Annotated in this window: 30 protein-coding genes; 24 read left to right on the plus strand and 6 right to left on the minus strand. The window is 37.7% G+C overall.

Annotated features, from left to right (window positions below):
• Positions 1-203: 203 nt before the first annotated feature.
• The 5 genes from CKJ95_RS20785 to CKJ95_RS20805 all read left to right on the plus strand — a co-directional run bounded on the left by CKJ95_RS20785 (position 204) and on the right by CKJ95_RS20805 (position 3,593).
• A complete protein-coding gene (locus CKJ95_RS20785; RefSeq protein WP_099355371.1) occupies positions 204-524 on the plus strand; it encodes a PadR family transcriptional regulator in 321 nt (106 codons plus the stop codon).
• Positions 517-1,704: a DUF2812 domain-containing protein gene (locus tag CKJ95_RS20790; RefSeq protein ID WP_099355372.1), complete on the plus strand. Its 1,188-nt coding sequence runs from the start codon at positions 517-519 to the stop codon at positions 1,702-1,704. The genes CKJ95_RS20785 and CKJ95_RS20790 overlap by 8 nt, the downstream gene beginning before the upstream one ends.
• A gap of 131 nt (positions 1,705-1,835) precedes the next feature.
• On the plus strand, positions 1,836-2,045 hold the full coding sequence (locus tag CKJ95_RS23960) for a hypothetical protein (RefSeq protein WP_099355373.1): 210 nt from the start codon (positions 1,836-1,838) through the stop codon (positions 2,043-2,045).
• Positions 2,046-2,211: 166 nt separating this feature from the next.
• Positions 2,212-2,796: a putative ABC transporter permease gene (locus CKJ95_RS20800; RefSeq protein ID WP_099355374.1), complete on the plus strand. Its 585-nt coding sequence runs from the start codon at positions 2,212-2,214 to the stop codon at positions 2,794-2,796.
• A gap of 203 nt (positions 2,797-2,999) precedes the next feature.
• Positions 3,000-3,593 (plus strand): NADPH-dependent FMN reductase, encoded by a 594-nt coding sequence (locus tag CKJ95_RS20805; RefSeq protein ID WP_099355375.1) that lies wholly within the window; start codon positions 3,000-3,002, stop codon positions 3,591-3,593.
• A gap of 673 nt (positions 3,594-4,266) precedes the next feature.
• Here the strand turns inward: CKJ95_RS20805 and treR are convergent.
• Together treR and treP are read right to left on the minus strand one after the other, a co-directional pair.
• Positions 4,267-4,983 (minus strand): trehalose operon repressor, encoded by a 717-nt coding sequence (gene treR / locus CKJ95_RS20810; RefSeq protein WP_099355376.1) that lies wholly within the window; start codon positions 4,981-4,983, stop codon positions 4,267-4,269.
• A 92-nt stretch (positions 4,984-5,075) separates the two neighbouring features.
• A complete protein-coding gene (gene treP, locus CKJ95_RS20815; protein ID WP_099355377.1) occupies positions 5,076-6,503 on the minus strand; it encodes a PTS system trehalose-specific EIIBC component in 1,428 nt (475 codons plus the stop codon).
• Positions 6,504-6,727: 224 nt separating this feature from the next.
• Here treP and CKJ95_RS20820 point away from each other — a divergent pair, with 224 nt between their 5' ends.
• The 7 genes from CKJ95_RS20820 to CKJ95_RS20850 all read left to right on the plus strand — a co-directional run bounded on the left by CKJ95_RS20820 (position 6,728) and on the right by CKJ95_RS20850 (position 11,871).
• Positions 6,728-7,861, plus strand: coding sequence for a zinc-dependent alcohol dehydrogenase (locus tag CKJ95_RS20820; RefSeq protein WP_099355378.1), 1,134 nt, complete (start codon positions 6,728-6,730; stop codon positions 7,859-7,861).
• 115 nt (positions 7,862-7,976) lie between these two features.
• Positions 7,977-8,435: a hypothetical protein gene (locus CKJ95_RS20825; RefSeq protein WP_099355379.1), complete on the plus strand. Its 459-nt coding sequence runs from the start codon at positions 7,977-7,979 to the stop codon at positions 8,433-8,435.
• A 43-nt stretch (positions 8,436-8,478) separates the two neighbouring features.
• A complete protein-coding gene (locus CKJ95_RS20830) occupies positions 8,479-9,603 on the plus strand; it encodes a M20 metallopeptidase family protein (protein WP_099355380.1) in 1,125 nt (374 codons plus the stop codon).
• A gap of 94 nt (positions 9,604-9,697) precedes the next feature.
• A complete protein-coding gene (locus tag CKJ95_RS20835; RefSeq protein ID WP_099355381.1) occupies positions 9,698-10,276 on the plus strand; it encodes a DJ-1/PfpI family protein in 579 nt (192 codons plus the stop codon).
• Between the two features lie 26 nt (positions 10,277-10,302).
• A complete protein-coding gene (locus tag CKJ95_RS20840) occupies positions 10,303-10,959 on the plus strand; it encodes an MOSC domain-containing protein (protein ID WP_099355382.1) in 657 nt (218 codons plus the stop codon).
• Between the two features lie 67 nt (positions 10,960-11,026).
• On the plus strand, positions 11,027-11,344 hold the full coding sequence (locus tag CKJ95_RS20845) for a hypothetical protein (RefSeq protein ID WP_099355383.1): 318 nt from the start codon (positions 11,027-11,029) through the stop codon (positions 11,342-11,344).
• A 68-nt stretch (positions 11,345-11,412) separates the two neighbouring features.
• Positions 11,413-11,871 carry a hypothetical protein gene (locus tag CKJ95_RS20850; RefSeq protein ID WP_099355384.1) on the plus strand — a complete coding sequence of 153 codons (459 nt, stop codon included), beginning with the start codon at positions 11,413-11,415 and terminating at the stop codon, positions 11,869-11,871.
• A 709-nt stretch (positions 11,872-12,580) separates the two neighbouring features.
• Here the strand turns inward: CKJ95_RS20850 and CKJ95_RS20855 are convergent.
• Positions 12,581-13,147, minus strand: a complete 567-nt coding sequence (locus CKJ95_RS20855) for an SF0329 family protein (RefSeq protein WP_099355385.1) — start codon at positions 13,145-13,147, stop codon at positions 12,581-12,583.
• A gap of 23 nt (positions 13,148-13,170) precedes the next feature.
• A complete protein-coding gene (locus CKJ95_RS20860) occupies positions 13,171-13,362 on the minus strand; it encodes a hypothetical protein (RefSeq protein ID WP_099355386.1) in 192 nt (63 codons plus the stop codon).
• 175 nt (positions 13,363-13,537) lie between these two features.
• Here CKJ95_RS20860 and CKJ95_RS20865 point away from each other — a divergent pair, with 175 nt between their 5' ends.
• Positions 13,538-13,804 carry a DUF2277 domain-containing protein gene (locus tag CKJ95_RS20865; RefSeq protein ID WP_099355387.1) on the plus strand — a complete coding sequence of 89 codons (267 nt, stop codon included), beginning with the start codon at positions 13,538-13,540 and terminating at the stop codon, positions 13,802-13,804.
• A gap of 44 nt (positions 13,805-13,848) precedes the next feature.
• Here CKJ95_RS20865 and CKJ95_RS20870 read toward each other — a convergent pair whose 3' ends face one another.
• Entirely contained in the window at positions 13,849-14,481 is a 633-nt protein-coding gene (locus tag CKJ95_RS20870; protein ID WP_445079851.1) for a hypothetical protein, read from the minus strand.
• A gap of 244 nt (positions 14,482-14,725) precedes the next feature.
• Here CKJ95_RS20870 and CKJ95_RS20875 point away from each other — a divergent pair, with 244 nt between their 5' ends.
• From CKJ95_RS20875 to CKJ95_RS20920, 10 genes are all read left to right on the plus strand, one after another.
• Positions 14,726-15,424: a Type 1 glutamine amidotransferase-like domain-containing protein gene (locus tag CKJ95_RS20875; RefSeq protein WP_099355389.1), complete on the plus strand. Its 699-nt coding sequence runs from the start codon at positions 14,726-14,728 to the stop codon at positions 15,422-15,424.
• A 129-nt stretch (positions 15,425-15,553) separates the two neighbouring features.
• Positions 15,554-15,931, plus strand: a complete 378-nt coding sequence (locus CKJ95_RS20880) for a VOC family protein (protein WP_099355390.1) — start codon at positions 15,554-15,556, stop codon at positions 15,929-15,931.
• A gap of 194 nt (positions 15,932-16,125) precedes the next feature.
• Positions 16,126-17,979 (plus strand): LTA synthase family protein, encoded by a 1,854-nt coding sequence (locus tag CKJ95_RS20885; RefSeq protein ID WP_099355391.1) that lies wholly within the window; start codon positions 16,126-16,128, stop codon positions 17,977-17,979.
• 121 nt (positions 17,980-18,100) lie between these two features.
• Entirely contained in the window at positions 18,101-18,313 is a 213-nt protein-coding gene (locus tag CKJ95_RS20890) for a helix-turn-helix transcriptional regulator (protein WP_099355392.1), read from the plus strand.
• Positions 18,306-18,698, plus strand: a complete 393-nt coding sequence (locus CKJ95_RS20895; RefSeq protein WP_099355393.1) for a hypothetical protein — start codon at positions 18,306-18,308, stop codon at positions 18,696-18,698. The genes CKJ95_RS20890 and CKJ95_RS20895 overlap by 8 nt, the downstream gene beginning before the upstream one ends.
• A gap of 98 nt (positions 18,699-18,796) precedes the next feature.
• On the plus strand, positions 18,797-19,183 hold the full coding sequence (locus CKJ95_RS20900) for a hypothetical protein (protein WP_099355394.1): 387 nt from the start codon (positions 18,797-18,799) through the stop codon (positions 19,181-19,183).
• Between the two features lie 86 nt (positions 19,184-19,269).
• Positions 19,270-20,148 (plus strand): PhzF family phenazine biosynthesis protein, encoded by an 879-nt coding sequence (locus CKJ95_RS20905; protein WP_099355395.1) that lies wholly within the window; start codon positions 19,270-19,272, stop codon positions 20,146-20,148.
• Between the two features lie 122 nt (positions 20,149-20,270).
• Positions 20,271-20,987 carry a DUF421 domain-containing protein gene (locus CKJ95_RS20910; protein ID WP_099355405.1) on the plus strand — a complete coding sequence of 239 codons (717 nt, stop codon included), beginning with the start codon at positions 20,271-20,273 and terminating at the stop codon, positions 20,985-20,987.
• A 197-nt stretch (positions 20,988-21,184) separates the two neighbouring features.
• Positions 21,185-21,526, plus strand: coding sequence for a n-acetylglutamate synthase (locus CKJ95_RS20915; protein ID WP_180271618.1), 342 nt, complete (start codon positions 21,185-21,187; stop codon positions 21,524-21,526).
• 79 nt (positions 21,527-21,605) lie between these two features.
• Entirely contained in the window at positions 21,606-21,956 is a 351-nt protein-coding gene (locus CKJ95_RS20920) for a DUF2200 domain-containing protein (protein WP_099355396.1), read from the plus strand.
• 77 nt (positions 21,957-22,033) lie between these two features.
• Here CKJ95_RS20920 and CKJ95_RS20925 read toward each other — a convergent pair whose 3' ends face one another.
• Positions 22,034-22,795 carry an MBL fold metallo-hydrolase gene (locus CKJ95_RS20925; RefSeq protein WP_099355397.1) on the minus strand — a complete coding sequence of 254 codons (762 nt, stop codon included), beginning with the start codon at positions 22,793-22,795 and terminating at the stop codon, positions 22,034-22,036.
• Positions 22,796-22,925: 130 nt separating this feature from the next.
• Between CKJ95_RS20925 and CKJ95_RS20930 the strand changes: the two genes are divergently transcribed.
• Positions 22,926-23,336 (plus strand): Lrp/AsnC family transcriptional regulator, encoded by a 411-nt coding sequence (locus CKJ95_RS20930; protein ID WP_099355398.1) that lies wholly within the window; start codon positions 22,926-22,928, stop codon positions 23,334-23,336.
• The last annotated feature ends 34 nt before the right edge of the window (positions 23,337-23,370 follow it).

The following is a 23,370-nucleotide window of genomic DNA, read 5'->3' on the forward strand; positions in this document are numbered from 1 at the left end:
TTGTGCGGATTGCAAAATTAATGCAATCGCTTTTTTTGTGGTTTACATTAGATACTTTTTAAAGTACTATTATGTCATGCGATATATCGCGATACATAATATCGAGGTACATAATAACGGTGTAAGATGTGGTGACAGGCTAATCATCCCATTTGGGACAAGGGACCTTTCCCTGTGTCCCAACGAAAGAAGAGGTGTAAAGAATGGCATATAATGGGGGACCGATGACGGAAGCGATGTACTATGTTTTGCTTGCGTTAATGCATCCTAATCATGGGTATCAGTTGATGCAAGCCATTACGGAAGTTTCGAATGGCAGGGTGAAAATGGGCCCAGGAACTCTATACGGAGTGCTCTCACGAATGCAAAAGGATGGCCTGATTTCATTAGCAGAAGATGATGGGCGACGAAAAACTTATGAAATTACGCCTGAAGGGGAGCAAGCATTACGGATGGAGTACAGCCGATTAAAATCTCAGATTCAGGATGGAAAGATTTTAGAGGGGGGTGACGAACATGAATAAGATCGTCCGTAAACTTCGTCCTAGTGATTATTGGCGAATTGGTGAGCATGAAAGTTGGTTTGCTGACATGGCGGCGAAGGGATACCATTTTAAAAAGATGGGAATTCATTTTGCTCATTTTGTTAAAGGTGAGCCAAAACAAATGCGATATAGAATCGATGTTTCAATGAAAAGAAAAATGAAACCGGAACAGATTGAGATGTATGCTGAAAGTGGATGGGATTATGTAACGGGTTATCAAGGTTTTCACGTGTTTTCATCACCAGTGGAGCGTGAGGCACCAGAACTACATACAGACCCTGCCGAGCAATCGTATACATTAAAGGCACTGGATAAAAAATTAGCCTCAACTGCTCGTTTTGTTGTTGTTGCAGTGCTTTTAATCATTGGAATGGCATCTTCAATTTGGTTTCTTGATGGAGCACCAATCTACCATTTGGTAGAGGGAACAGTACTTGTACAAACCATTTTATCCATCATTATTGGCTATCAGGCCTATAACTCCCTACTAGCAGCCATCTCCATTCGTGCTTTACGAAAAAAATTGATAGAAGGAAAACCGATTGATCATCATGCCCCATGGAAGAAGCACCATCGAATAACTACGGTGATCTCCTTTCTTTTTATGGTCGTTTCAGGCCTCACTGCTGTCGTTCCTTTCACACAACTGGTTAAATCGGATGTCAAAACATTGCCAGTTGAGAGCCCGAATTTACCGATTGTAAGATTAGCAGATGTCGAGCAGAACCCAGCTTTAGTTCGTGGAGAATCTGAATATATGAGAGATAATGTGGACTGGTCGAATCGGATCTCATATAACTGGAGTCCTTTTGCACCCGTTCAATATGAAACAGACGAAAACGGCGTAGTTCCAGGGGAGACTTGGAAGGATGGGAGTGGTGAATATTCACCAAGTATTTCTACGAACTTTTATCAACTCAGTATTTCAGCGATATCGGATCATCTAGTGTATGATTTGATAGATTGGTATAGACATGAAAATGCCGTTGAAGAGTATGTTAAAAAGCAGCATCCAGATTTTGACCTTTTGATTGTTCACGAAGATGAGGAAATGAAAGAAGTATTCGCTTCAAAAGATAAAAATGTCATCTATCTTCGTTATCATGGCTATGCGGATATTGACTCCGTAATAGAAAACATTAAAAAGAAAATTAACTGAGGTGGGTCGCGGGGACAGGTCCCTCGTCCCATATTTAATTCCTTTTCAGTACATGCTATAATTAGAGGCTAAGTAGAACGGATGCTTAGAAAAGACTTCGCCTAGCGATCTAATATTTGAGGTGTATAAGAATGAATAAACGATGGACAATCGGCAAAATCAACGAATTTGTTGAGAAAAATTCGGAGAGCAAGTTGCTCTCGACAGAATATCACGGTTTTTCTCAAAAATTATTATTTAAATGTGCATGTGGGAACAATTTTGAAAAGACATTTACAAAATTTAAAAATAATCATCAACGTAAATGTGACGTGTGCCAACCTCCAAAATCTTCACGCTAACGTAACTAAAAGTAGTGCCTGCTTCTATTAAGTTGTAGTGGGCACTATTTTTTTGAATTTATACAACAATGATTTATAAGAGATCTAACATGCATACGACACTTGTATATTTTCATTTGAGTGTGCTAATCCTAATTAGGAATATTTTCCTTGAGGTGATTTGTAAATGTTTCAGGGTTTAGTAAGTGGTTTTGATTTTGAGATGCCGATCCTGTTTTCATGGGATGGAGTGATGGCGATTGTCTTTTTCTTTACCATTTATTCATTTTTCGGTTGGCTTTTGGAAAATAGCTATAGCTATGCAAGGAAGCGAGTGTTCTTTAAGGATAACTTTTTCTTCGGGCCATTTAAGCCCATGTACGGGTTTGCACCTCTGTTGCTCATTCTGTTAATAGGAAAAGATATGCATTGGACAGTCGTGTTGGTTCTCTGTTTTCTAATCCCAACGTTAGTGGAGTATTGTAGCGGATTCCTGCTTGAGTGGTTTTTCGGTCGGAAATGGTGGGACTACTCAGGTCATAAGTTTCAACTGCAAGGCCATATTTGCTTCTCCTATTCCGTTTGCTGGATTGCGCTCTCTCTTTTGTGCCTAGCGTATGTTCATCCAAGGCTTGTCACTTTGTATGGCACTGTCGGAAGTTTCTGGGCTTTAATCTGGCCAACAGTTGCCTTGTACTTTCTTGGTGAACTGATATTCGCGATTAGAAGATATATTCCAGAAAAAATACGTGCAGGCAACCCGATTCGATAAATAGCATTTGGGATCAAATCAAATTCGATTTGATCTTTTTTATTTTTTTAAAAAAGGTACAAATTATTTAGAAGTCTTTTGGTTGACAAGAAAATTGTTTTGTTATAAGATTTATCTTGAAGTTAAGATATTTACTTCAGAGATAAATAAATTAAAGGTATTTTACAAAAATATCCTTTAATATATAAAAAGGAGAGTACATCATGGGTTTACTAGATAAACTTTTTGGTAATCAACAAAAGGAGGAACAAGTAATGTCAAACGAAAAATTAAACATTGGTATTATTTTAGGTAGTACTCGTCAAGGACGCGTAAGTCCTCAAGTAGGAGCATGGGTAAAAGAAATCGCTGATAAGCGTGGAGATGCAAACTATGAAATCGTAGATATCGCAGACTTCAAATTACCATTCCTAGGTGAAGCTGATGCACCTGGAATCGCTGCTTGGAATGAAAAATTAGCTAATCTTGATGGATTCGTATTCATCGTTCAAGAATATAACCACTCTATCACTGGTGCATTGAAAAATGCGTTAGACCTAGCTCGTGAAGCTTGGAACAACAAAGCTGCTGGTATCGTAAGCTACGGTTCTACTGGTGGTGCACGTGCTGCTGAACACCTTCGTGGAATCATGGGTGAATTAATGATCGCGGACGTTCGTACACATCCAACACTTTCACTATTCACAGATTTTGAAAATGGTTCAGAGTTCAAACCACAAGATCTACACCTAGACAACGTAAACTTAATGTTAGACCAAGTTGTATCTTGGAGCGGAGCTTTAAAAACAGTTCGCTAATAACGAAAAAACAGGATGAGCCTTTAGTGGGCCATCCTGTTTTTTGTGTGGACAAACTGAAAAAGGGGTCCAGTTGGACCCCTTTCAGAAAGTGATATTCTATAATTATCCAATTGTAAATCGACCAACTGCATTAACAGGTTCGCATTCTCCTAGTAATATCCATCTCTGAACTAGGCAACTGGATAAACTGGTATGCAATCTCCTAAAGTTATCCATCTGTGAACTAGATAACTGCCTTAACAGGTTCGCAATCTCCTAGGAATATCCAAATGTGAACCGGGTAACTGGATTAACTGGTATGCAATCTCCTAAAGTTATCCATCTGTGAACCAGATAACTGCCTTAACAGGTTCGCAATCTCCTAGTAATATCCATTTCTGAACCAGGTAACTGCCTTAACTAGCACGCAATCTCCTAAAGTTATCCATATGCGAACTAGATAACTGCCTTAATAGGTTCGTAATCTCCTAGTAATATCCATTTCTGAACTAGGTAACTGGATTAAATAGTATGCAATCTCCTAAAGTTATCCATATGTGAACTAGATAACTGCCTTAACAGGTTCAAATCACCTAATAATATCCATATACGAACCAGCAAACCACATTGTTAACTTAACAACCGCCTAGTTTCAACCAACCTAGCCCCAAATAAAAACCCCACCTACAACCTACACATGTGTTCGCCGTGCAAAATCGACAAACCTGAATTTGTCTGGGCGATGGCGGGATTCTGTGTATTGAAATAAGCTCGCATTATCCAGATACACATAGTTTTTGATAACAACGACATTATGAAAACCATCTAGATCGAGTCGCTCTCGGTCTTCATTTGTTGGCTCCACGACCGTAATTTCCTTTTTCGCAAAACTGATGGTAATCTTCAGTTCATTTTCCAAATAGGCATAAATCGATTCCTCACAAATCTCCTTGGTAAGCTCCGGGACATATTTTCGCGAAATAAAATCCTTGTCCAAAATAATCTTTTCGCCGCCCATTTCCCTAGTGCGGATGACTTTCCACACCTGGTCCTTACTAGAAAGCTGGAGCTGTTGCTTAATAAACGTATCCGGCTTACCAACCGTCAACTCATGCACATTTGTTATCGGCCTTTCTCCCATCTTTTCGGCTAGCTCTTTGAAACTCACAAGCCCTGAGACCGGAAAGTCAAACTTATTTACGTCAATGACAATAGAGCCTTTGCCCTTTATTTTTTGAATATAGCCATTTTGTGAAAGCAGGTTCAATGCCTTTCGAATCGTTTCTCGAGAAGTATTGTATACTTCCTTCAATTCATTTTCTGAAGGTAAAAGACTATGCGCTTTGATGTTTCCATTTTTAATTTCTTCTACTAAATCGCTATAGATTGTTAGATACTTGTTATTCATAAAGAATCCCCAATCGATGTAAAAATTTGATTATTCTCATTTTACCGCGTTAATGTGAAAAAAGGGAGGGGTAATTTCCCCTCCCATAGCTTTTATTTTTTACCAAATGAAATTTTACCAACGTTAGCTTTTGCGAAGATGACAGTTAAAATAAATGGCACGACAATCGCAACAAGCATTGCAATAGCAAACATTAACCAGTCAGCAGCCTGGATGGATAGAATTCCAGGTATTCCACCAACCCCAATTGAGTTCGCCATAACACCACTACCTACTGAGATGATGGCAGCTACCATTGAACCAATCATCGCAGCAAGGAATGGGAAGCCGTATTTTAAGTTAATACCAAACATCGCTGGCTCTGTTACACCGAGGTAACAAGAAATACATGCCGGAATGGAAACTTGTTTTTCTTCTTCATTTTTACGATTAATATAAATCATTGCAAGAACGGCAGAACCTTGGGCAATATTGGATAAAGCAATCATTGGCCATAGGTTTGTTCCATCAAACTCACTCATCAATTGAAGGTCAATAGCATTTGTCATATGGTGTAAACCAGTGATAACAAGTGGTGCATAGGCAAATCCGAAGATTGCTGCGAATAACCAACCAAATGCTGAAGTTAAGCTTGTGTATACAACATCAGAAATCCAAGAACCAATTGTCCAACCGATTGGTCCAAGAACAGTATGAGCAATTAAGACAGTTGGAACTAGTGCAAAAAACGGAACAATAATCATTGAAATCGCATTTGGTGAAATCTTACGTAACCAACGCTCTAAGAAAACAAGTACAAATGCTGCTAAAATAGCTGGAATTACTTGTGCTTGATACCCGATCATTTCAATGGTTGTGAATCCAAAATCCCAAACTGGAATTTCTTCTGCATTTGCAACTCCGTATGCATTCAGCAATTGTGGAGATACAAGCGTAATCCCTAGCACAATCCCAAGGATTTGTGAGGTTCCCATTTTACGCGTAATCGACCAAGTGATTCCAACGGGTAGGAAGTGGAAGATGGCTTCACCTATTAACCAAAGGAATGCGTGAACACCAGCCCAAAATTGAGAGGTTTCCACGATTGTTTTTGTACCGTTATCCACTAAATCAATCTCACCGATGACATTTCGGAAACCTAAAATCAGACCCCCAACAACAAGGGCTGGAATAAGCGGTGTAAAAATGTCCGCTAAATGTCCCATCATGCGTTGAAGCCAGTTCATATTTTGCTTAGCGGCAACCTTTGCTTCTTCCTTACTCGTTCCTTCAACACCGGCGTGTTTGACGAACTCATTATAAAAAGTAGCAACCTCATTTCCAATAATGACCTGGAATTGTCCTGCTTGTGTAAAAGTACCCTTTACTAGCCCGATACCTTCAATTTTTTCTATATCTGCATTTTTCGGATCGTTTAAAACGAAGCGCATTCTTGTTGCACAATGTGTGACAGCGGCAACGTTCTCTTTCCCACCAATATGGTCAAGCAGTTCCTTCGCAGGATCTGTGTACTTACTCATGTTTTTTCCCCCTTAAACTTAAGGATATTTTCATTAGACAACCTGTATATACAAGCTGTGATTACGTTTTCATTTTAACCTGTATATACAAGTATGTCAATTATTTTATCTCGCCATTTTTTAGCTTTTACGAACGCAGGATTTTTATGCCAAAACGCTTGTAGCATAACTTCCCTCAAGACGTAAAAAATAACCTGTAAACCGTTCAAGAATGGAGTGTGAACATGAAGGCTGTTACGTATCAAAATCCATATAAAGTAAAAGTCAAGGAAGTAGAAGCTCCAAAAATAATAAAAAGCGATGACGTCATTGTGCGCATCACATCAACCGCCATTTGCGGCTCTGACCTCCATCTTTATCAAGGAAATTTTCCTTTGCCAGACGGCTATGTAATTGGACATGAGCCAATGGGAATTGTCGAAGAGGTAGGACCTGACGTAACTCATGTAAAAAAAGGCGACCGCGTTGTTGTTCCTTTTACAGTGGCATGTGGGAAGTGTTATTACTGTGAGCACGAATTAGAAAGTCAATGTGATAATGCGAATCCTCATTACGATTCAGGTGGCTATTTTGGCTACTCAGAAAAATTCGGTGATCATCCTGGTGGTCAGGCGGAATACTTAAGAGTTCCGTTTGGCAATTTCACTCCGTTTAAAATTCCAGAAGACTGCGAATTAGATGATGAGGCTTTGCTCTTTTTAAGTGATGTTCTACCAACCGCCTATTGGAGCGTGGTGAATGCAGGAGTAAAAGAGGGAGATACGGTCATTATTTTGGGCTGTGGGCCAATTGGCTTAATGGCACAAAAGTTTGCCTGGATGAAGGGGGCAAAACGTGTTATCGCGGTTGACTATCTCGGTTATCGAATGGAACATGCCAAAGCCACGAATAAAGTTGAGATATTTGATTTTACAAAGCATGATGATATGGGAGAACATTTGAAGGAAATTACGAGTGGCGGGGCGGATGTCGTGATTGATTGTGTAGGAATGGACGGGAAAAAGTCACCTCTCGAATTGATCGAGCAAAAGCTAAAGCTACAAGGTGGAACACTTGGCCCCATACAAATTTCAACAAAGGCTGTCCGAAAAGGTGGTACGGTGCAGTTGACTGGAGTATACGGTGCAAACTATAATGTGTTCCCATTAGGTGCTTTTTTCTCTCGCAACATCACTTTAAAAATGGGACAAGCTCCGGTTGTTCATTTCATGCCAGAGCTTTACAAAAAAATCGTCAACAAGGAATTCGATCCAACCGATATCATCACCCACAAGGTATCTCTAGATGAAGCAAGCCATGCCTATAAAATCTTCAACGACAGGGAAGACAATTGTATCAAGGTTATCTTAAAACCATAAGAATGTGATCGACAAGTGTCTTACTTGTCGATTTTTTATTTATACAATCCCTAGTTTCCAGTAGAATGGAATTAACGATATTCAGCATTGATTGGCAGGGGGAGAGGAAGAACGAATGTTGTATTATTGGTTCACGCTTATTTTTTGTTTTGCCGTTATTCTTATGGCCATTATTATCATACCTTGGATTATTACGGCATTAGGAATTGAGGCAGTTCGTGAGCGAAAGACAAAACCTAAGAAAAATAAAAAGAGTAAGCAGTCTTGGGATTTTAAGAGTTTTATGAAGTTAACGGGGGCGCTATTTGCGTTTGCAATCGTTGCCGTATTTTTAGGATATGTGAGCGTTCCGTTTGTAAAAGATTTCCCACATGTCATGCAAAGAGATTATCTTTCTGAAGAAGGATTCATTGAATATGTAGATGACCTTGGAAAAGACTGGGCCAATGAGGTCGAGGTTAACGGTGGATGGTTTGAATCAACAAAAATCGAGAGCAAACATATGGGGCGTTATATTTTCTTTGAGTATCTACCACATACAAAATTGATAGTTTCATATAAATTTAAGGAGTAATCACACAGGGCTGTGATTAAGGGTACAGTAGGGGGGAATATCAGTGGATAAGAAAAATCTAGAGTTAGCGATTCAGTTGAGGCATGAATTACATATGAATCCTGAATTGTCCTATCAAGAAGTTTGGACGAAACAGCATTTGATCGAATTCCTTCAAAAACATACAACAAACATCAAAATTATCGACAAGGGTAATTATTTCTATGCGAAATATGCAGTTGGTGAGGACCGACCAACGATTGCAATTAGAGCCGATTTTGATGCTCTCCCTATTCCCGAAACAATTGACCTTCCGTGGAAATCAAAAAATCCAGGGGTATCCCATAAATGTGGCCACGACGGGCATTCCGCCACTCTTGCCGGATTTGCCCTCGAGGTTGATCAAAAAGGTGCGGATCAAAATATCATTTTCCTTTTTCAGCATGCAGAAGAAACGGGGCAAGGTGGTATAGAATGCGCTGAAATAATGATTGAAGAAAGAGTCGATGAAATTTACGGCTACCACAATATGTCGGGAATCGAATTCAAGGCCGTGCATGTGATCGATGGGACAGCCCACTGTGCTTCGAAAGGGATGTCCATTGAAATGGTTGGTTCACCTGCACATGCTAGCCAGCCTGAGGATGGAGTCAATCCTTCTTTTGCAATCGCTAAAATCATTGAGACTTTACCAAGGTTAACTTCACCTGAAACATATGACGGGTTGGTTCTATGCACGATAATTCAAGTAGATATCGGCTCGGAGAATTACGGAATTTCAGCCCATAAGGGTGTTCTACGGTTAACCATTCGTGCGGAAAAAGAGGCGGAACTAAATATCCTTCAACAAAGTATCGAGAATCTTGCGACTCAACTTGGGAAAGAGCACGGCATTAATGTTAGCTTTGAGTATCGGGATGAGTTTCCAGAAACCGTCAATCATGAGGAATCGGTTAATAATGTCCGCCGTGTTGCAACCGAGAAAGGACTGCCCTTACGTGAGCTAACTTCACCATACCGTGCGTCAGAAGACTATGGCCATTATTTAAAACTTGTAAAAGGTGCTTATTTTTATATAGGAAATGGTGAGAATCATCCATCCATCCACACCTACGAATATGATTTCCGCGATGAAATTATTGAAATCGGGGTAGAAATGTTTAAAGGACTTGTGGGAATCGAGGAGTAATTTTACGTTCTACTAGCACCTCTTTTAATAATAGAATCCTAGAAGGGAAATGTGTCAACCTTGTAGAACTTTTAGGGTAAAGGGGTGCTTTTTTATGAAAAAAATATTACTCGCCATATATGATTCGTTTTCTGAATTTGAGATAACCGTGGCAACGGCAATGCTAAGAGGGACGCACCAGATTATAACCGTTGCGGACTCGCTCAAAATGATAACCGGGGAATCGGGTTTACAATTTGTGCCGCACTTAATGTACCAGCAGGTGGAACCGACGGAGTACGACGGGATAATCATCCCTGGCGGAGACTTGATCAATGTCAAAGACACGATGGAACTGTATGATATAACAAAAACACTACATGAACAGAACAAATTAACTGCAGCCATTTGCAGTGGTACATATGTGTTAGCGAGAGCGGGAGTGCTTGAAGGGAAACCATATACAGTCACTCTCCATCAAGAGCAGCGTAATTTTCTAGGTTGCTTTGAAGAGGAGAATTTCCGATACGAGCCAGTTGTGAAATCAGGTAATATCATTACTGCACAGGGCCATGCCTATGTTGATTTTGCACTTGCTATTGCAGAAAAACAGGGGGCTCTACATCATCCTGAGTTTACAAAAGAATTTTACAAGGGGCAACGGAATCGGCTGATGGAGGAATCCATAAAGTGAAACTATAAGTGTGGGGGGAAATAGTGATGACAATCGAAATTAAGAATTTTTCAATTGGGCTGCCCGAAAAAATGAAATATGGAGAAAACGAAGAAGTCATTACGGCAATCCGAAAAAAGAAAGTGGAAGAAGCTTTTTTAACAAAAGACGGATTCAGTGGAGATGGAGTAGCCGATTTAAAGCATCATGGTGGTCCTGACCGTGCTGTATGTTTTTACCCATATGAACATTACGCACTATGGGGAAGTGAATTTTTAGTTCAGTTTCCACTTCCAACCTTTGGAGAGAATCTAACTCTTACCAATATGGAAGAAAAAGATGTATGTATCGGAGACATTTATCAAATTGGTGATGCTGTTATTCAAATCACCCAGGGGAGAATACCGTGCAGTACCATTACAAAAAGGACGAACAATCCTTATCTTTTAAAGATGATGGTCCAAACGGGCTTTACGGGTTACTTGGCGAGAGTATTAAAAGAAGGTACGGTACGAAGGGATTCTACGATTTCATTAGAAGAACGAAATCCAAATCAAGTCTCTATCCTTGAGGCAAATGAGATTTATTATAAGAGGCCAAGGGATATTGAAGGGATCAACAAGATTTTGGCTGTCGAAGAATTGGCAGATGAGTGGAAAGAGATGTTAGATGAGCGACTAACTAGACTAGGCCACCCACGATAAATAGTATGAAACCTTTTTATGGAAATAGTCGTAAACAAGGTAAGATTTTTATCGAGGGGATGATACGGTGAAAAACATTTATTGTGAAAAATGTGCGGCAGAAATCACAGATAAAAACAATCTTGTAATTGCAACGTATTTCTTCTATATCACGACTTACTATGATCAGTGTTATTCAAGAACATTAAAAGGCAGGAAAACACTATTTGTTGGAAATGAACCAATCAATGGATTCTCTGGTAATCTTAAAGCGATTCTAGCCTTTGTATTAGCTATGATTCTATTTTTAGATGGTGGAGCATTTCTGTTTGTCGGATTAGTTGCCCTTTTGGTGCCCATAGTTCGCTTGTATGCCTGGTTCACAATAGAACGACATTTAGTGTAGTTTCGGGTGTTAATCCATGCAGGATTAATGCCCTTTTTTGTGGAAGTATGTGTGGAGGTGAAAGTTTGATGAAGTACAAAAAAACGATTGTCCTTGTAGGAATTATAGTGGTTCTATTCGTTTTATTTAAAAAGGACTTGTGGGAGAAGAATGAAGGCTTACTTCAAGAAGAAGTCAAATACATTCAACAATCAGTTGAAACGATAAATTTAAAAGAGGTTACACCATTCGAATGGGACAAGGTCTATTCCTTCAGCCCGTACACACCGAAGGATACAATCTATGAAACAATAGGCTACAAGTGGGACCGCATCCAGGAAACCGTGAACGAAGGCATGAACCAAATCGTGTTTCTGAAGGATGGAGAAGTGGTGTGTTATGTATATGGATATCCGTCTAATACCGGCTATGGAATTTCTGTATCAGGAGAGACTCTTTCCGAGTATGCAACAGTCTTACATGTAGAGGATGATCTAACATTTAAAGTTGAGCGAGACGAGGAAGTTGTTTATTTAATAAAAGAATAAGAGTTTTCTCGTTGATGCTGCCACCTAGAGTCTTGCAGTTCCCTAAAAAAAGGAAACCGATGATACTCCAAGACGTCTAGGGTGCTATTAACCTCCTAAAAAGAGGAAACTGATGCTACTCCAGGGCATCTAGAGTGCTATCAATCTCCTAAAAAGAGGAAACTGATGATACTCCAGGACGTCTAGAGTGCTATCAGTCTCCTAAAAAGAGGAAAGTGATGATACTCCAGGGCATTTAGAGTGCTATCATTCTCCTAAAAATAGGAAAGTGATGATACACCAAGACGTCTAGAGTGCTATTAACCTCCTAAAAAGAGGAACCTCTTGGCCTTTATGGCAACTAGACTTGGTCAAAAATCATCGAAAGCTCAATGAAGGCCTAAACCGAACTCGCAACATGCAAAAGAGGTTTTCATAAGCTTGATGAAAACCCGAAACGATCTCGCAGCATGCTGAAAAGTTCTTCATAAGCCAAATGAAGACCCGAACGAAATGCCCAATCCCTAGAAAAGTCCTTCATCCCAACAACACTAAACGAAAAAGGTGCCCACATGCAAAAAATGCTAGAACCATTTTTATTTTTCCCAACAAACCTAAATAAAGAGAAGCTCCAAGCCCACCTAACCGGAAAGACGATCGAATGAAGCAAAACCTAAATATAATAAATCATGCACTAAAAAACTTAGAGAAAATTCATCTCTAAGTTTCTTTATGTTCTTCTGAATTCACTAGTAATGCCTTCAACATCACATCGTATCTTATAAAAATCTAGAATTAATGGATGTGTATGCTCTGTTATATCTAATTCTTTTAATCTTCTTTTCCCTAACCTTCTATCGAACATGGCATATGCCCTAATCAAGATATTCTCAGAGTTTATTGCTTCCTCAATCGATAAAGAGCTATATTTCATAAAAGCTGAATAAAGGTAATAAGATTCAAACGTATTATTTTGGTTCATCATTATTACTTCAGCATCGTCGGATAGCTTTTCTAATTCCTGCCGTTCCTTTGAGTTAAACATTGCTGCCCAATCCTCATTATAAGGAATCCCTTTTAAATCTATTTTTTCTTTCATCTGTTGATATACTTTTTCATACTTTACTGCATACGAAATATCGGAGGCACTTACTATTTCCTTTTTATCTAATGTTATCCAGACTCTGCTTGGACGATCATGGAATTTGCGATAAACCGTTGCATGTACCTTGATGCCTCCTTTTAGTTTTTCACATAAAAAACTTTCAATTGTGGCTTTCGTCTTACTCCATTGCAAAGAGATCACCTCACTAAACGGCGTTATTGATATGAATCCTTTATAAAAATAAAATACGCTTGAAGTTCATTTTCAGTCAGAGAAATATGATTCGTTAAATCTTTCGTTCTCATAACAAACTCTTTAACTCCGATAAATTCTGATTCGGCAACGAGGTAGAACTGTGTTCCTCTTTTGAATCCTTTAAACTGCCTTTTTAATCGATATACCTTCATTTAATTACCTACCTGATCTCATTTTCATCTAGATAATCCAATTATAAATGATAATGATGATATTCTGCTTTTAAACAGAATGAATTTGATAAAATTAATGAATTCTGTGTTTAATCAACATGGACCTATCGTGTATAGTAGGTTTATAATCTGAACAAAAAAAGAGGGGTAACTTATGTGTAGAAACATTAAAACTTTATTTAATTTCGAACCACCAGCTACTGATGAAGAGATTCACGCTGCAGCTGTGCAGTACGTTAAAAAGATAACAGGGTTTAACAAGCCATCAAAGATTAACGAAGAGGCATTTAATCAGGCAATCAATGAAATAGCTTTGATTACGGGTAATTTGTTGAACGCATTAGAGACAAGCGCCGAACCCAAAAATCGTGAGGTAGAGGCAGAGCGTGCGCGGATTCGGTCAGCTAAAAGATTTGGATAAAAGATAATCAAAAAAAACCTCCTACTTTAAAGGAGGGAAAAACGTCAAAACATATCCGGATACAGCAGCACCATAGCGTCAGAAATCATGTCTGCCATTTCGCGTGCTTGCTTTTCAATCTTATCATATACTTCTATGTCTTTTTGATATTCCTTATTAATCATAAAGACGGCTTCTTGTTTCGTTAAGTCTAGGTGTTCATAAAACATCCTTCGTACTTCTTCTTCAGATAAAAATGGATTCCCAGCACTTAAAAACTGTGAAATCTCATCTGCATTTTGATACCACTTTTTTTCTGCGGTCATGGCCGCTTGTTGGTCACCGGCAATGGCTGCTTTCACAAGGTCAGCTGCAATCAGAAGATGTTCCTTAATTAAATTTGAATAAGTGGTTGCAGCCTCGTCACCATACAATCGACGAATCATATTCCCCATGTCTGTTGCATTTTGTAAGAGTCGAGTAAGGACAAATTGTAAATCAGGCAAATTGAAGGTTAGGCTAATAATGGCCATCCTTGTCCATGCAACGTGCTCCTCCCACAGGCTACGCATATCGTTACGGTATTCAAGCTCAGTCTGGCTAATGCAACGATCCTTTTTCAATTGGGTATTTGGGATTTTAATATGTTCCCCAACCCTCAAATAATATGGATTGACTCCAGGATTTACTGAGAAAATCTCTTCTGCAGTAGTCTTATATGCTCTCGCCAACTGCCAAAGATTATCACCAGGTTGAACGGAATGTGAGTAAAACCGATTCAAATGATAACACTCCTTTTAAATGTAGATGTTTACTAGGATATTCATGCTGAACCATCTGGGTGAATGTCCAAATTCAATCAGATAGATTTTAATAGTAAAAAGGTATTGGTTTGTATTTGGAGAATTAATATTAAATGATATTCTAGGAGGAAAATCTCATATGAGACAGATTATTGCCATGGGCGGCGGGGGCTTTTCGATGGAGCCAGATAATCTTTTGTTAGATCAATATATTTTAGCTCAAGTAAACAAGGATTTCCCCAAGGTGTGTTTTGTTCCAACAGCTAGTGGAGACCAAACAAACTATATCGAGCGATTCTACAAGGCGTTTAATACGCTTCCCTGTCAACCAACGCACTTATCTTTATTTGAACCAAATTTTGAGGATCTAGAAAAATATATTCTGGATCAGGATGTTATATATGTGGGTGGGGGAAATACCAGAAATATGCTTCTTTTATGGAAAGAATGGGGATTAGATAGGATCCTGAAACAAGCATATGAGAATGGAATTGTTCTTGCTGGATTAAGTGCGGGTGCAATCTGTTGGTTCGAAGAAGGATTAACCGATCCGTTAAATGCACCCTTATATAAACTGGATTGCTTAGGTTTGTTAAAAGGAAGTAATTGCCCTCATTATGATGGTGAGAATAAAAGAAGGCCATCTTATCACCAATTAATTCTAGAAGGAAAAATAAACGAAGGTTATGGCGTAGATGATGGTGTGGCCCTACACTTTGTAAATGAAACACTCACTAAATCGGTTAGTTCCCGACCAAACGCAAAGGCATATTTTGTTAGAAGGACACATAATCAAATTGTAGAAGAAGATTTAAAGGCCATATACTTAGGTTCTTGATCATTATAGGCAATTTAAGCGAGTTTAGAAACCGTAATTCGTTCAGGTCACCATGTAACGAAAGTTTAGAAAGATTTTAACTAGGGTAAATTTAGTTTAATGAAGGTAATTTAAAGGAGTGAAAACAATATGTTTAGTCAATTGGGTCAGGTTATGTTGTATGTCAATAATCAGGATGAGGCAGTGAATTTTTGGACAGAAAAATTAGGCTTTACCATTGTTGCTGAAGAAGATAATGGTCAAATGAGATGGATTGAAATCGCCCCAAAAAAAGGTTTAGAAACAAGCATTATTCTGCATGATAAAGAATTCGTTGCAAAAATGTCACCTGGTTTAAATCTTGAAACACCATCTTTAATGTTTTTCACGAAGAATCTCGAAGAACTACATACTGACTTATCAAATAAAAATATAACCGTTGGGGAAATTGTCACGATGCCTTCGGGTAAAGTATTTAATTTTGCTGATAACGAAGAAAATTACTTTGCAGTTATGGAGAAAAGATAGCTAATTCATCAATTCTCTGTCCTTTCAAACGACTATCTTTCATTCGATAGTCGTTTTTGTCATGGAACTAACATTTTACAATATGTAAAATTCTTGTAAAAATAATTCAGTTTAAGCACGAATTTCCCAAATTTTAGTGTAAAATGGTTTGATAAAGGAAAAAGTATCATCGAAGAGTGGAGAGGGTTTATCTAATGTCTCGCAAAAATGAATCAATAAATACAACAAGTATAAAGCTTACTTTGCTCGTAACAGGTGTTCTCTGGTTAAAGACGGTGATTGTTTGTTTTGTCGGCTTTAATCTTAGCATCCAATCCTATTTTGATATTTTATTAGTACTAACAAGTTCCATTGGTTCCCTTTTATTATTAATGGGTTTAAGTTTTTATTTTCGAGAAAAGGTAAATCGAATTGTATTGTTTGCACTATTAGTTGTGGGAACTGCCATTCTTTATGCTGATCTTCTTTATTATCGTTTTTATAATGATTTTGTGACGGTGCCAATCCTGTTTCAATTCAATAATGTAGGTGGATTGAGTGCAAGTACTGTAGAATTGATGAGCCCATGGGATCTCTTATTGTTTCCTGATTTATTTTTAATGGGATGGCTGTTCTTTAAGACAAAGTCCACTCTAATCGTTACAAAACAACAAAAGAAGAAATATATAGCAACTAGTTCAGCGTTGGCAGTTTTAGCAATTTGTTTTGGTTTGCTAAAATCAGTTCATCTTTTTTCGGAAGCTTACGACAGGGAGCAAATGGTGAAATCTCTGGGCCTATTAAATTATCATATGTATGATATTAGCTTAGGCCTCAAAGCCCCTCTAGAACGATTACTTGTTACAGAGGCAGATGCCGTTGCGTTAGAGGAGCATTTGCAGCATAAAGATTCCGAGCGAACGGACTTATTCGGAATAGCAAAAGGAAAAAATGTGGTCTTAATCACGTTGGAATCCACTCAAGACTTTGTGATCAACCAAAAGATAAATGGAGAAGAAGTGACACCATTCCTAAATGAGTTGATTAAGGATAGTTTTTATTTTAATCAAATCTATGATCAAACAGCCCAGGGAAAAACATCGGATGCGGAATTTATGATCGATACAAGTCTATATCCATTATCAAGCGGATCTGTTTTTGTAAGAAGGCCTGAAAATACGTACTATAGTCTTCCTCATATTTTAAAAGAGAACAATAATTATTATGTTGCAGCATTTCACGGGAATGTAAATACGTTCTGGAATCGGGATGTCATGTACAAATCCCTAGGCTACGATCGATACTTTTCAATGGAGGATTATACAGTAACTGAAGAAAACTCGGTTAACTATGGACTAAAAGATATTCCTTTTTTTACAAAATCAGTTGAGCATATGAAGAACTTACCTGAACCGTATTATGCAAAATTCCTTACCTTGACTAATCATTTTCCATATTTATTAGACGAGGAAGATCTGTTTATTGAACCAGCAAATACAGAGGAAGAAGTAGTGAATCGTTATGTGACAACTGTTCGTTACTTGGATAAATCAATTGAACTATTTTTCGAAGAGTTAAAAGCAGAAGGATTGTACGAAGATACAGTGTTTGTGCTTGTAGGCGACCACTATGGTATTTCTGAGAAATATGAGCAAGGCCTAAATGAGTTACTAGGTCAAGAGGATTCGATTGTCAATCAAGTAAAAAATAAACAAATCCCACTGATTATTCATGTACCTGGCCAAGAAGGGGAAACAATTACCACACAAGGTGGAGAAATAGACATACGCCCTACTTTACTCCATCTCCTTGGTATAAACATTGATAATCGGTATTCATTTGGACATAATCTTTTCACAAGGGATAGCGACCATCCTGTTATTTTTCGAGATGGTGGTTTTGTAACCGAAAATTACTTATATAAGGATAGCGTTTGTTATAGCAATCAAGATGGACTATCTGTAGATATCCAGAAATGTGATTCTTATTTAGACGTGGTACGAGAGGAGCTAACATTATCGGATAGCATCATTTTCGGTGATGTATTACGATTTATGGTTGAAGAATAATACAAAAATCCTAAAAAAAGGTAAATGGGTGTCAAATATGTTTGACACATCGTTTACCTTTTTTTATAATAAGGGTGTAAAAAAGTTTTTACACCTTAAAAAACTAAGGGTGGCATCGTGAATGGAAAATAGAATTAAAGAATACAGAGAAAAAAGCGGGTTCTCACAAGGGAAATTAGCAGAAATGTGTAATGTCAGCAGGCAAACGATTAATGCGATCGAAAACAATAAATATGATCCCAGTTTGCAGCTAGCATTTGATATCGCCCGGACATTAGGAGTCACCATGGAAGAAATATTTATGCCAGAGAATGGGGGGAAAAGGAATGGATAAAACAAAAAAGTTAATCGGAGTTATAGCCTTTCTAGTTTTTTTAACAATTGCAGGATTCTCCTTATACAAATGGATACGATTTGAAACGATTGATGCGGGTTCTATATTCTTTAGTTTTCTTGCTTTAACATATTTTTTTAATTTGCTAAATTGGGGGCAACATGAAGGCGGCGGTGAGAAAGATGAATTAGACAGACATATTCAAACCCAAAGTGCCAAAATAGGTTACTATGTGCTAATGATACTATCAGGTTTAATCCTATTTATATCTGAAGGGACTGGCAACTTTAATCATATTGATAATTTTCCACTGCTACTAGTGGTTTGCCTTACCTTCGTTACAGTTCCAATTACAGAATATATTTACTCTAGAAAGTACAAGTAATTAGAGCTATTACTATCTAAACATCATCTAGAGGATTATGCACATTAAAGGTAATCGCTTCTTTTTTCATAATGATATGTAGCAGAGGGGAGATAAAAGTGAAGAAGAAAGACGTCATTTGGTTGGTTGTATTAACGGGAATCACTGTATATATTGGACTCACATTATTAAGCTATTTTCGTATTGGTGATACGTTTGGGATTCCTGAATATTTAGTGATAATCGGACTTGTTATCGCCTGGGGGGAGTTTATTACCTGGGGTTCACGCAGAGAAGTACAAAAAGATGAAATGGGTAAAGAGATTATTAAAAAGAGTAATAACATTAGTTATAACATTCTATTTATATCATTGTTGATTATTTGGATCATTGACTATTTATTCATTGGAAATGAAGATAACTATCCGCTTTTCATCGCTTTGTGCTTAGCATATATGATTAATCCGGTCGTCCAATATATCTTAGTGAAAAGACAGATAGGATAACGTTTAAGAAAGGCGGCTAGTCATATAGTCGTTTTTTTCTTAACTTTTAGTAATGAGTTCGCGGTTAGGAATTAGGGGGGACGAAAATGAAAATTAATTATTCGATTGTTGATGTTTTTTCAACAGGAAAATATACAGGGAATCCACTTGCTGTTTTTAAAAATGCTGGGGCTATTTCTGATCAAGAAATGCAACAAATCGCAAAAGAAGTTAATTACTCTGAAACTACTTTTATTACTTCTGATAAAAAAAGTGACGGTGGTTATGATGTTCGAATCTTTACACCGAATGAAGAGGTTCCTTTTGCTGGTCATCCTACTTTAGGTACTGCTTTTGTCATTCAAAACGAAATAGTAGAGGAACTATTGGAAACACTGATTCTAAATTATAAGGCTGGTCAGATTCCAGTTTCATTTGTTAAAAAAGATGAAGTTATATGGATGAAACAAAATGAACCTACCTTTGGTCAGGTTTTAGATAGGAAAATAGTATCGGATGTTTTAAACATAGGTAGTGAATACATAGACGATCGCTTTCCAATCCAAGAGGTTTCGACGGGGCTTCCGGCCATCATTGTCCCCTTAAAGTCGTTAGAGGCAGTAAAGAAAGCCAATATAAATAGAGAGAAGTATTTTAAACTAATTGTACATTTGGAAGCAAAAGCGATTCTGGTTTTTTCACCAGAAGCTTATAACGCCGAAAATGATTTAAATGTTCGAGACTTTGCAGAATACTATGGCATTCCTGAAGATGCGGCTACGGGCAGTTCAAATGGATGTTTAGCTGCATATCTAGTGAAATATAAGTACTTCAATAAGAGTGAAATCAACATTCGTGTAGAACAAGGATACGAAATTGGAAGACCCTCTTTATTATTTCTAAATGCACTTGAGCGCAACGAGAAAATTAACGTCTGCGTAGGAGGTAAAGTCGTAAAAATAGCTCAAGGTGAATGGTTCCTATAATTCTTTGTGGAAATGTTTGTGTACGGAAGCTGCTTTAATAATTGTATTAAGAATAATATAATTGGCCAAATGGGAATACTTAACTTAAGTTTTTAAAAGACTTAAGGAGTGGGTTTGAAGTGATGCATACGGTAAAGGAGATTCTGATAGTTTACGGAAGAATCATAACCATACTCCCACTTTTATTGTTTGTGACACTGTTTATGGGCAAAAGATCGATAGGAGAATTGCCGGTTTTTGATTTTTTGGTAGTCATCACTCTAGGATCTGTAGTCGGTGCAGATATTGCTGATCCGAAAGTTGAACATATACATACAGCTTTTGCTGTTGTCGGTATAGCACTTCTACAAAGACTCATCTCCAATCTCATTCTAAAAAACAGAAAGATTGGTAAAGCCTTAACCTTTGAGCCAACCATTGTCATTATGGATGGAATTTTTAAAGTGAAGAATTTACGTAAAATCCATTATTCCTTAGATAATGTATTACAGATGCTTCGAGAAAAAGAAGTTTTTGATGTGTCAGATGTTCAGGTAGGAATTGTAGAAGCGAACGGAAGGATATCCGTCTATAAAAAATCAAATAAAGCATCAGTGTTACGTGAAGACCTAGGTTTACCAAGTAAACAGGATAAGTTACCTTACCCAGTCATTATCGAAGGGAAAGTTGACCATCATACTTTATCTGAACTTGGTACGAATGAAACCTGGCTTAAGGAACAACTTCAAGGGAGAGGTATTACCAAGATTGACGAGGTTTTCTTTGCATCCCTAACCTCAGACTTAAAGCTACACCTTTCACCCGTTAATACTGATACACCCAATCATATTAAGCACTAAAGACAATAAGTTTATAAGATATCCAGCGATACCAAGATTGGTAGTCTATCTTGAGGGAGTTGTCGTTATACGACAGCTCCTTTTTCTTTAAAAAAGCTGGCAAAATTACAGCAAAAATACCAAAATTAGTATAAGGTTATCTTATGGAGTTTTTTTTTACGAGGTGGAAAACTATGAAAATAGTCAGGGGGAACATTATGATCAATTACAATGGAAAAAGATTTGTTTCAATTGCTAACACTGAAAATGGAGAAGTCTCTTCAAAGACTTTTTTCGATTACACACAAGAAGGGAATATCCTTTCAGCTTTTTATAGTGGTGGGGAAATTGTAAAAGGTTTTCTAATCGGGATAGTTGAGGATAATGGTTGTTTGAATTTTAGATATAACCATGTAAATACAAGTAATGAGATAAGGGGAGGACAATGTTATTCAACCCCCGAATTACTTCCAGACGGCAGAATTAGACTGCATGAGAGTTGGAAATGGCTTGATAGTGAACAAACCGAAGGGAAGTCTACAATTGAAGAAGTAATCTAGAACAATAGTCGGTTACTTTGTTTGAACCCAACTATTTTTCCAACTATAATAAAGAAAACCATAGAAGGAAGGATGTCTCATGACCAAGCATCGGATTTATACAATGAGTTTCGCAGGGGTCTATCCTCATTATGTTACGAAGGCTGAGAAAAAAGGACGTACGAAAGAAGAAGTAGATGAAATCATTCTCTGGTTAACAGGGTATAGTCAGGAAGAGTTAGAAGCACATCTAGAAAAAAAGACAAACTTTGAAGACTTCTTTGCGGAAGCTCCCAAACTAAATCCTTCGCGGGCTTTGATTAAAGGGGTGATCTGCGGAGTCCGAATAGAAGAAATTGAAGACCCACTGATGAAGGAAGTTCGCTATATGGATAAGCTAATCGATGAGTTAGCAAAAGGAAAAGCGATGGAGAAGATTTTGCGGAAATAATAATCAAATACGAAATAACACAAGAAGACTAGGGAATTAAACCTAGTCTTTAAACCTTTTTTGTCTGTTCTTTACTCTTAAAATAAGTACGATTCGCCATCATTTGGCACTAACACATTAGAAGCCATTCCTTTTTCTTTGGCGAAGCTCTTTAATTCTTCTCTTGACAATGCCCAATGGTTTACAGCTTCCATGTGAACAGAAATAATTTTTGCATGAGGAGCAGCTTTATGAACTTCATGGACATCCGCTTTTCCCATTACGAGAGAGCCACCTTCATTGAATTGGTTATCTCCGGCATTGACCACAATAACTTCAGGTTTATGTGTGTAGATTACTTCTTGAACAGCATCATACCATACCGTATCTCCAGCTACATATAATGTTTTCTCTGTTTGGTGTTTGAAAACTACTCCACATACATGACCAGCAAGCTTTAGGATTTCTCCTCTTCCGTGCTCACCTTTTGTTTTGATCAATTGGATATCTTCAAAGACAGTATTCTCTTGTAAAACCTCTACATTTTCGAACCCAGCTTTTCGAATTTCTGTCGCATCTTCTTCATTTTGTGAAAATATCTGGATTTCTTTAGGTAATGCTTGTATTGCAGCTTCATCCCAATGGTCTAAATGCAGATGAGTAACAATGACTGCATCAATATCTTTTATAATCTTGTCAATGGATATTGGTAAGCTCACCAAGGGATTGTTTTGATCTTGTCGTGGTGAATTTGGGAAGGGTGGGTAAGTTCCTTTTTCTGCTAACATCGGGTCTACTAAAAACGTCTTCCCTGCATATTCAATGACAAGTGTTGCATTGCGAATTTGTTGTATATTCATATTTCATTAACTCCTTTTCTTTAAAATTTCCTTTGAACAATGTATATTCTATATTAAGTACCAATGTCGGATACATAACTTAAATAAAGTGTTTTGGCGGTTTTACTTTATTAATGAAGGAGTTTACTACATGTTAGATAATACGGATAGAAAAATCCTAGAAGAACTATCGAAGAACAGCCGAATTACAATGAAAGAATTGGGAGAGAAAGTTCATTTGACTGGACCAGCTACTTCAGCAAGAGTGGCAAAATTAGAAGATACAGGGGTTATTGAAGGATATACCATTAAGATTAATAAAGTAAAAATGGGGTATTCAGTTCACGCAATGGTACATATTTATACTCAAAGCACAAATCATCAACCTTATTTGTCTTTCATAAAAAAACACGCTCAATATGTCATAAACAACTACAAAGTTAGTGGAGAAAGCTGTTATCTTCTCGAATGTAAATTCCAAACCAATGAAGTACTAGATGAATTTTTGACTAATCTAAGCGACATAGTAAGCTATAAATTATCGATTGTGATCAACAAATAGGGACAGGCCCCAATGTCATCAAGTTAAGAATCCA

This window comes from Fredinandcohnia onubensis (assembly GCF_002734285.1).
GTDB lineage: Bacteria > Bacillota > Bacilli > Bacillales > Bacillaceae_L > Ferdinandcohnia > Ferdinandcohnia onubensis_A.

Excerpts from the sequence above, each read along its gene's own strand:
- CKJ95_RS20785 (WP_099355371.1), top strand. The coding sequence starts at position 204 with ATGGCATATAATGGGGGACCGATGACGGAAGCGATGTACTATGTTTTG.
- CKJ95_RS20790 (WP_099355372.1), top strand. The coding sequence starts at position 517 with ATGAATAAGATCGTCCGTAAACTTCGTCCTAGTGATTATTGGCGAATT.
- CKJ95_RS23960 (WP_099355373.1), top strand. The coding sequence starts at position 1,836 with ATGAATAAACGATGGACAATCGGCAAAATCAACGAATTTGTTGAGAAA.
- CKJ95_RS20800 (WP_099355374.1), top strand. The coding sequence starts at position 2,212 with ATGTTTCAGGGTTTAGTAAGTGGTTTTGATTTTGAGATGCCGATCCTG.
- CKJ95_RS20805 (WP_099355375.1), top strand. The coding sequence starts at position 3,000 with ATGGGTTTACTAGATAAACTTTTTGGTAATCAACAAAAGGAGGAACAA.
- treR (WP_099355376.1), bottom strand. The coding sequence starts at position 4,983 with ATGAATAACAAGTATCTAACAATCTATAGCGATTTAGTAGAAGAAATT.
- treP (WP_099355377.1), bottom strand. The coding sequence starts at position 6,503 with ATGAGTAAGTACACAGATCCTGCGAAGGAACTGCTTGACCATATTGGT.
- CKJ95_RS20820 (WP_099355378.1), top strand. The coding sequence starts at position 6,728 with ATGAAGGCTGTTACGTATCAAAATCCATATAAAGTAAAAGTCAAGGAA.
- CKJ95_RS20825 (WP_099355379.1), top strand. The coding sequence starts at position 7,977 with ATGTTGTATTATTGGTTCACGCTTATTTTTTGTTTTGCCGTTATTCTT.
- CKJ95_RS20835 (WP_099355381.1), top strand. The coding sequence starts at position 9,698 with ATGAAAAAAATATTACTCGCCATATATGATTCGTTTTCTGAATTTGAG.
- CKJ95_RS20840 (WP_099355382.1), top strand. The coding sequence starts at position 10,303 with ATGACAATCGAAATTAAGAATTTTTCAATTGGGCTGCCCGAAAAAATG.
- CKJ95_RS20850 (WP_099355384.1), top strand. The coding sequence starts at position 11,413 with ATGAAGTACAAAAAAACGATTGTCCTTGTAGGAATTATAGTGGTTCTA.
- CKJ95_RS20860 (WP_099355386.1), bottom strand. The coding sequence starts at position 13,362 with ATGAAGGTATATCGATTAAAAAGGCAGTTTAAAGGATTCAAAAGAGGA.
- CKJ95_RS20865 (WP_099355387.1), top strand. The coding sequence starts at position 13,538 with ATGTGTAGAAACATTAAAACTTTATTTAATTTCGAACCACCAGCTACT.
- CKJ95_RS20875 (WP_099355389.1), top strand. The coding sequence starts at position 14,726 with ATGAGACAGATTATTGCCATGGGCGGCGGGGGCTTTTCGATGGAGCCA.
- CKJ95_RS20880 (WP_099355390.1), top strand. The coding sequence starts at position 15,554 with ATGTTTAGTCAATTGGGTCAGGTTATGTTGTATGTCAATAATCAGGAT.
- CKJ95_RS20885 (WP_099355391.1), top strand. The coding sequence starts at position 16,126 with ATGTCTCGCAAAAATGAATCAATAAATACAACAAGTATAAAGCTTACT.
- CKJ95_RS20890 (WP_099355392.1), top strand. The coding sequence starts at position 18,101 with ATGGAAAATAGAATTAAAGAATACAGAGAAAAAAGCGGGTTCTCACAA.
- CKJ95_RS20895 (WP_099355393.1), top strand. The coding sequence starts at position 18,306 with ATGGATAAAACAAAAAAGTTAATCGGAGTTATAGCCTTTCTAGTTTTT.
- CKJ95_RS20905 (WP_099355395.1), top strand. The coding sequence starts at position 19,270 with ATGAAAATTAATTATTCGATTGTTGATGTTTTTTCAACAGGAAAATAT.
- CKJ95_RS20910 (WP_099355405.1), top strand. The coding sequence starts at position 20,271 with ATGCATACGGTAAAGGAGATTCTGATAGTTTACGGAAGAATCATAACC.
- CKJ95_RS20915 (WP_180271618.1), top strand. The coding sequence starts at position 21,185 with ATGATCAATTACAATGGAAAAAGATTTGTTTCAATTGCTAACACTGAA.
- CKJ95_RS20920 (WP_099355396.1), top strand. The coding sequence starts at position 21,606 with ATGACCAAGCATCGGATTTATACAATGAGTTTCGCAGGGGTCTATCCT.
- CKJ95_RS20925 (WP_099355397.1), bottom strand. The coding sequence starts at position 22,795 with ATGAATATACAACAAATTCGCAATGCAACACTTGTCATTGAATATGCA.
- CKJ95_RS20930 (WP_099355398.1), top strand. The coding sequence starts at position 22,926 with ATGTTAGATAATACGGATAGAAAAATCCTAGAAGAACTATCGAAGAAC.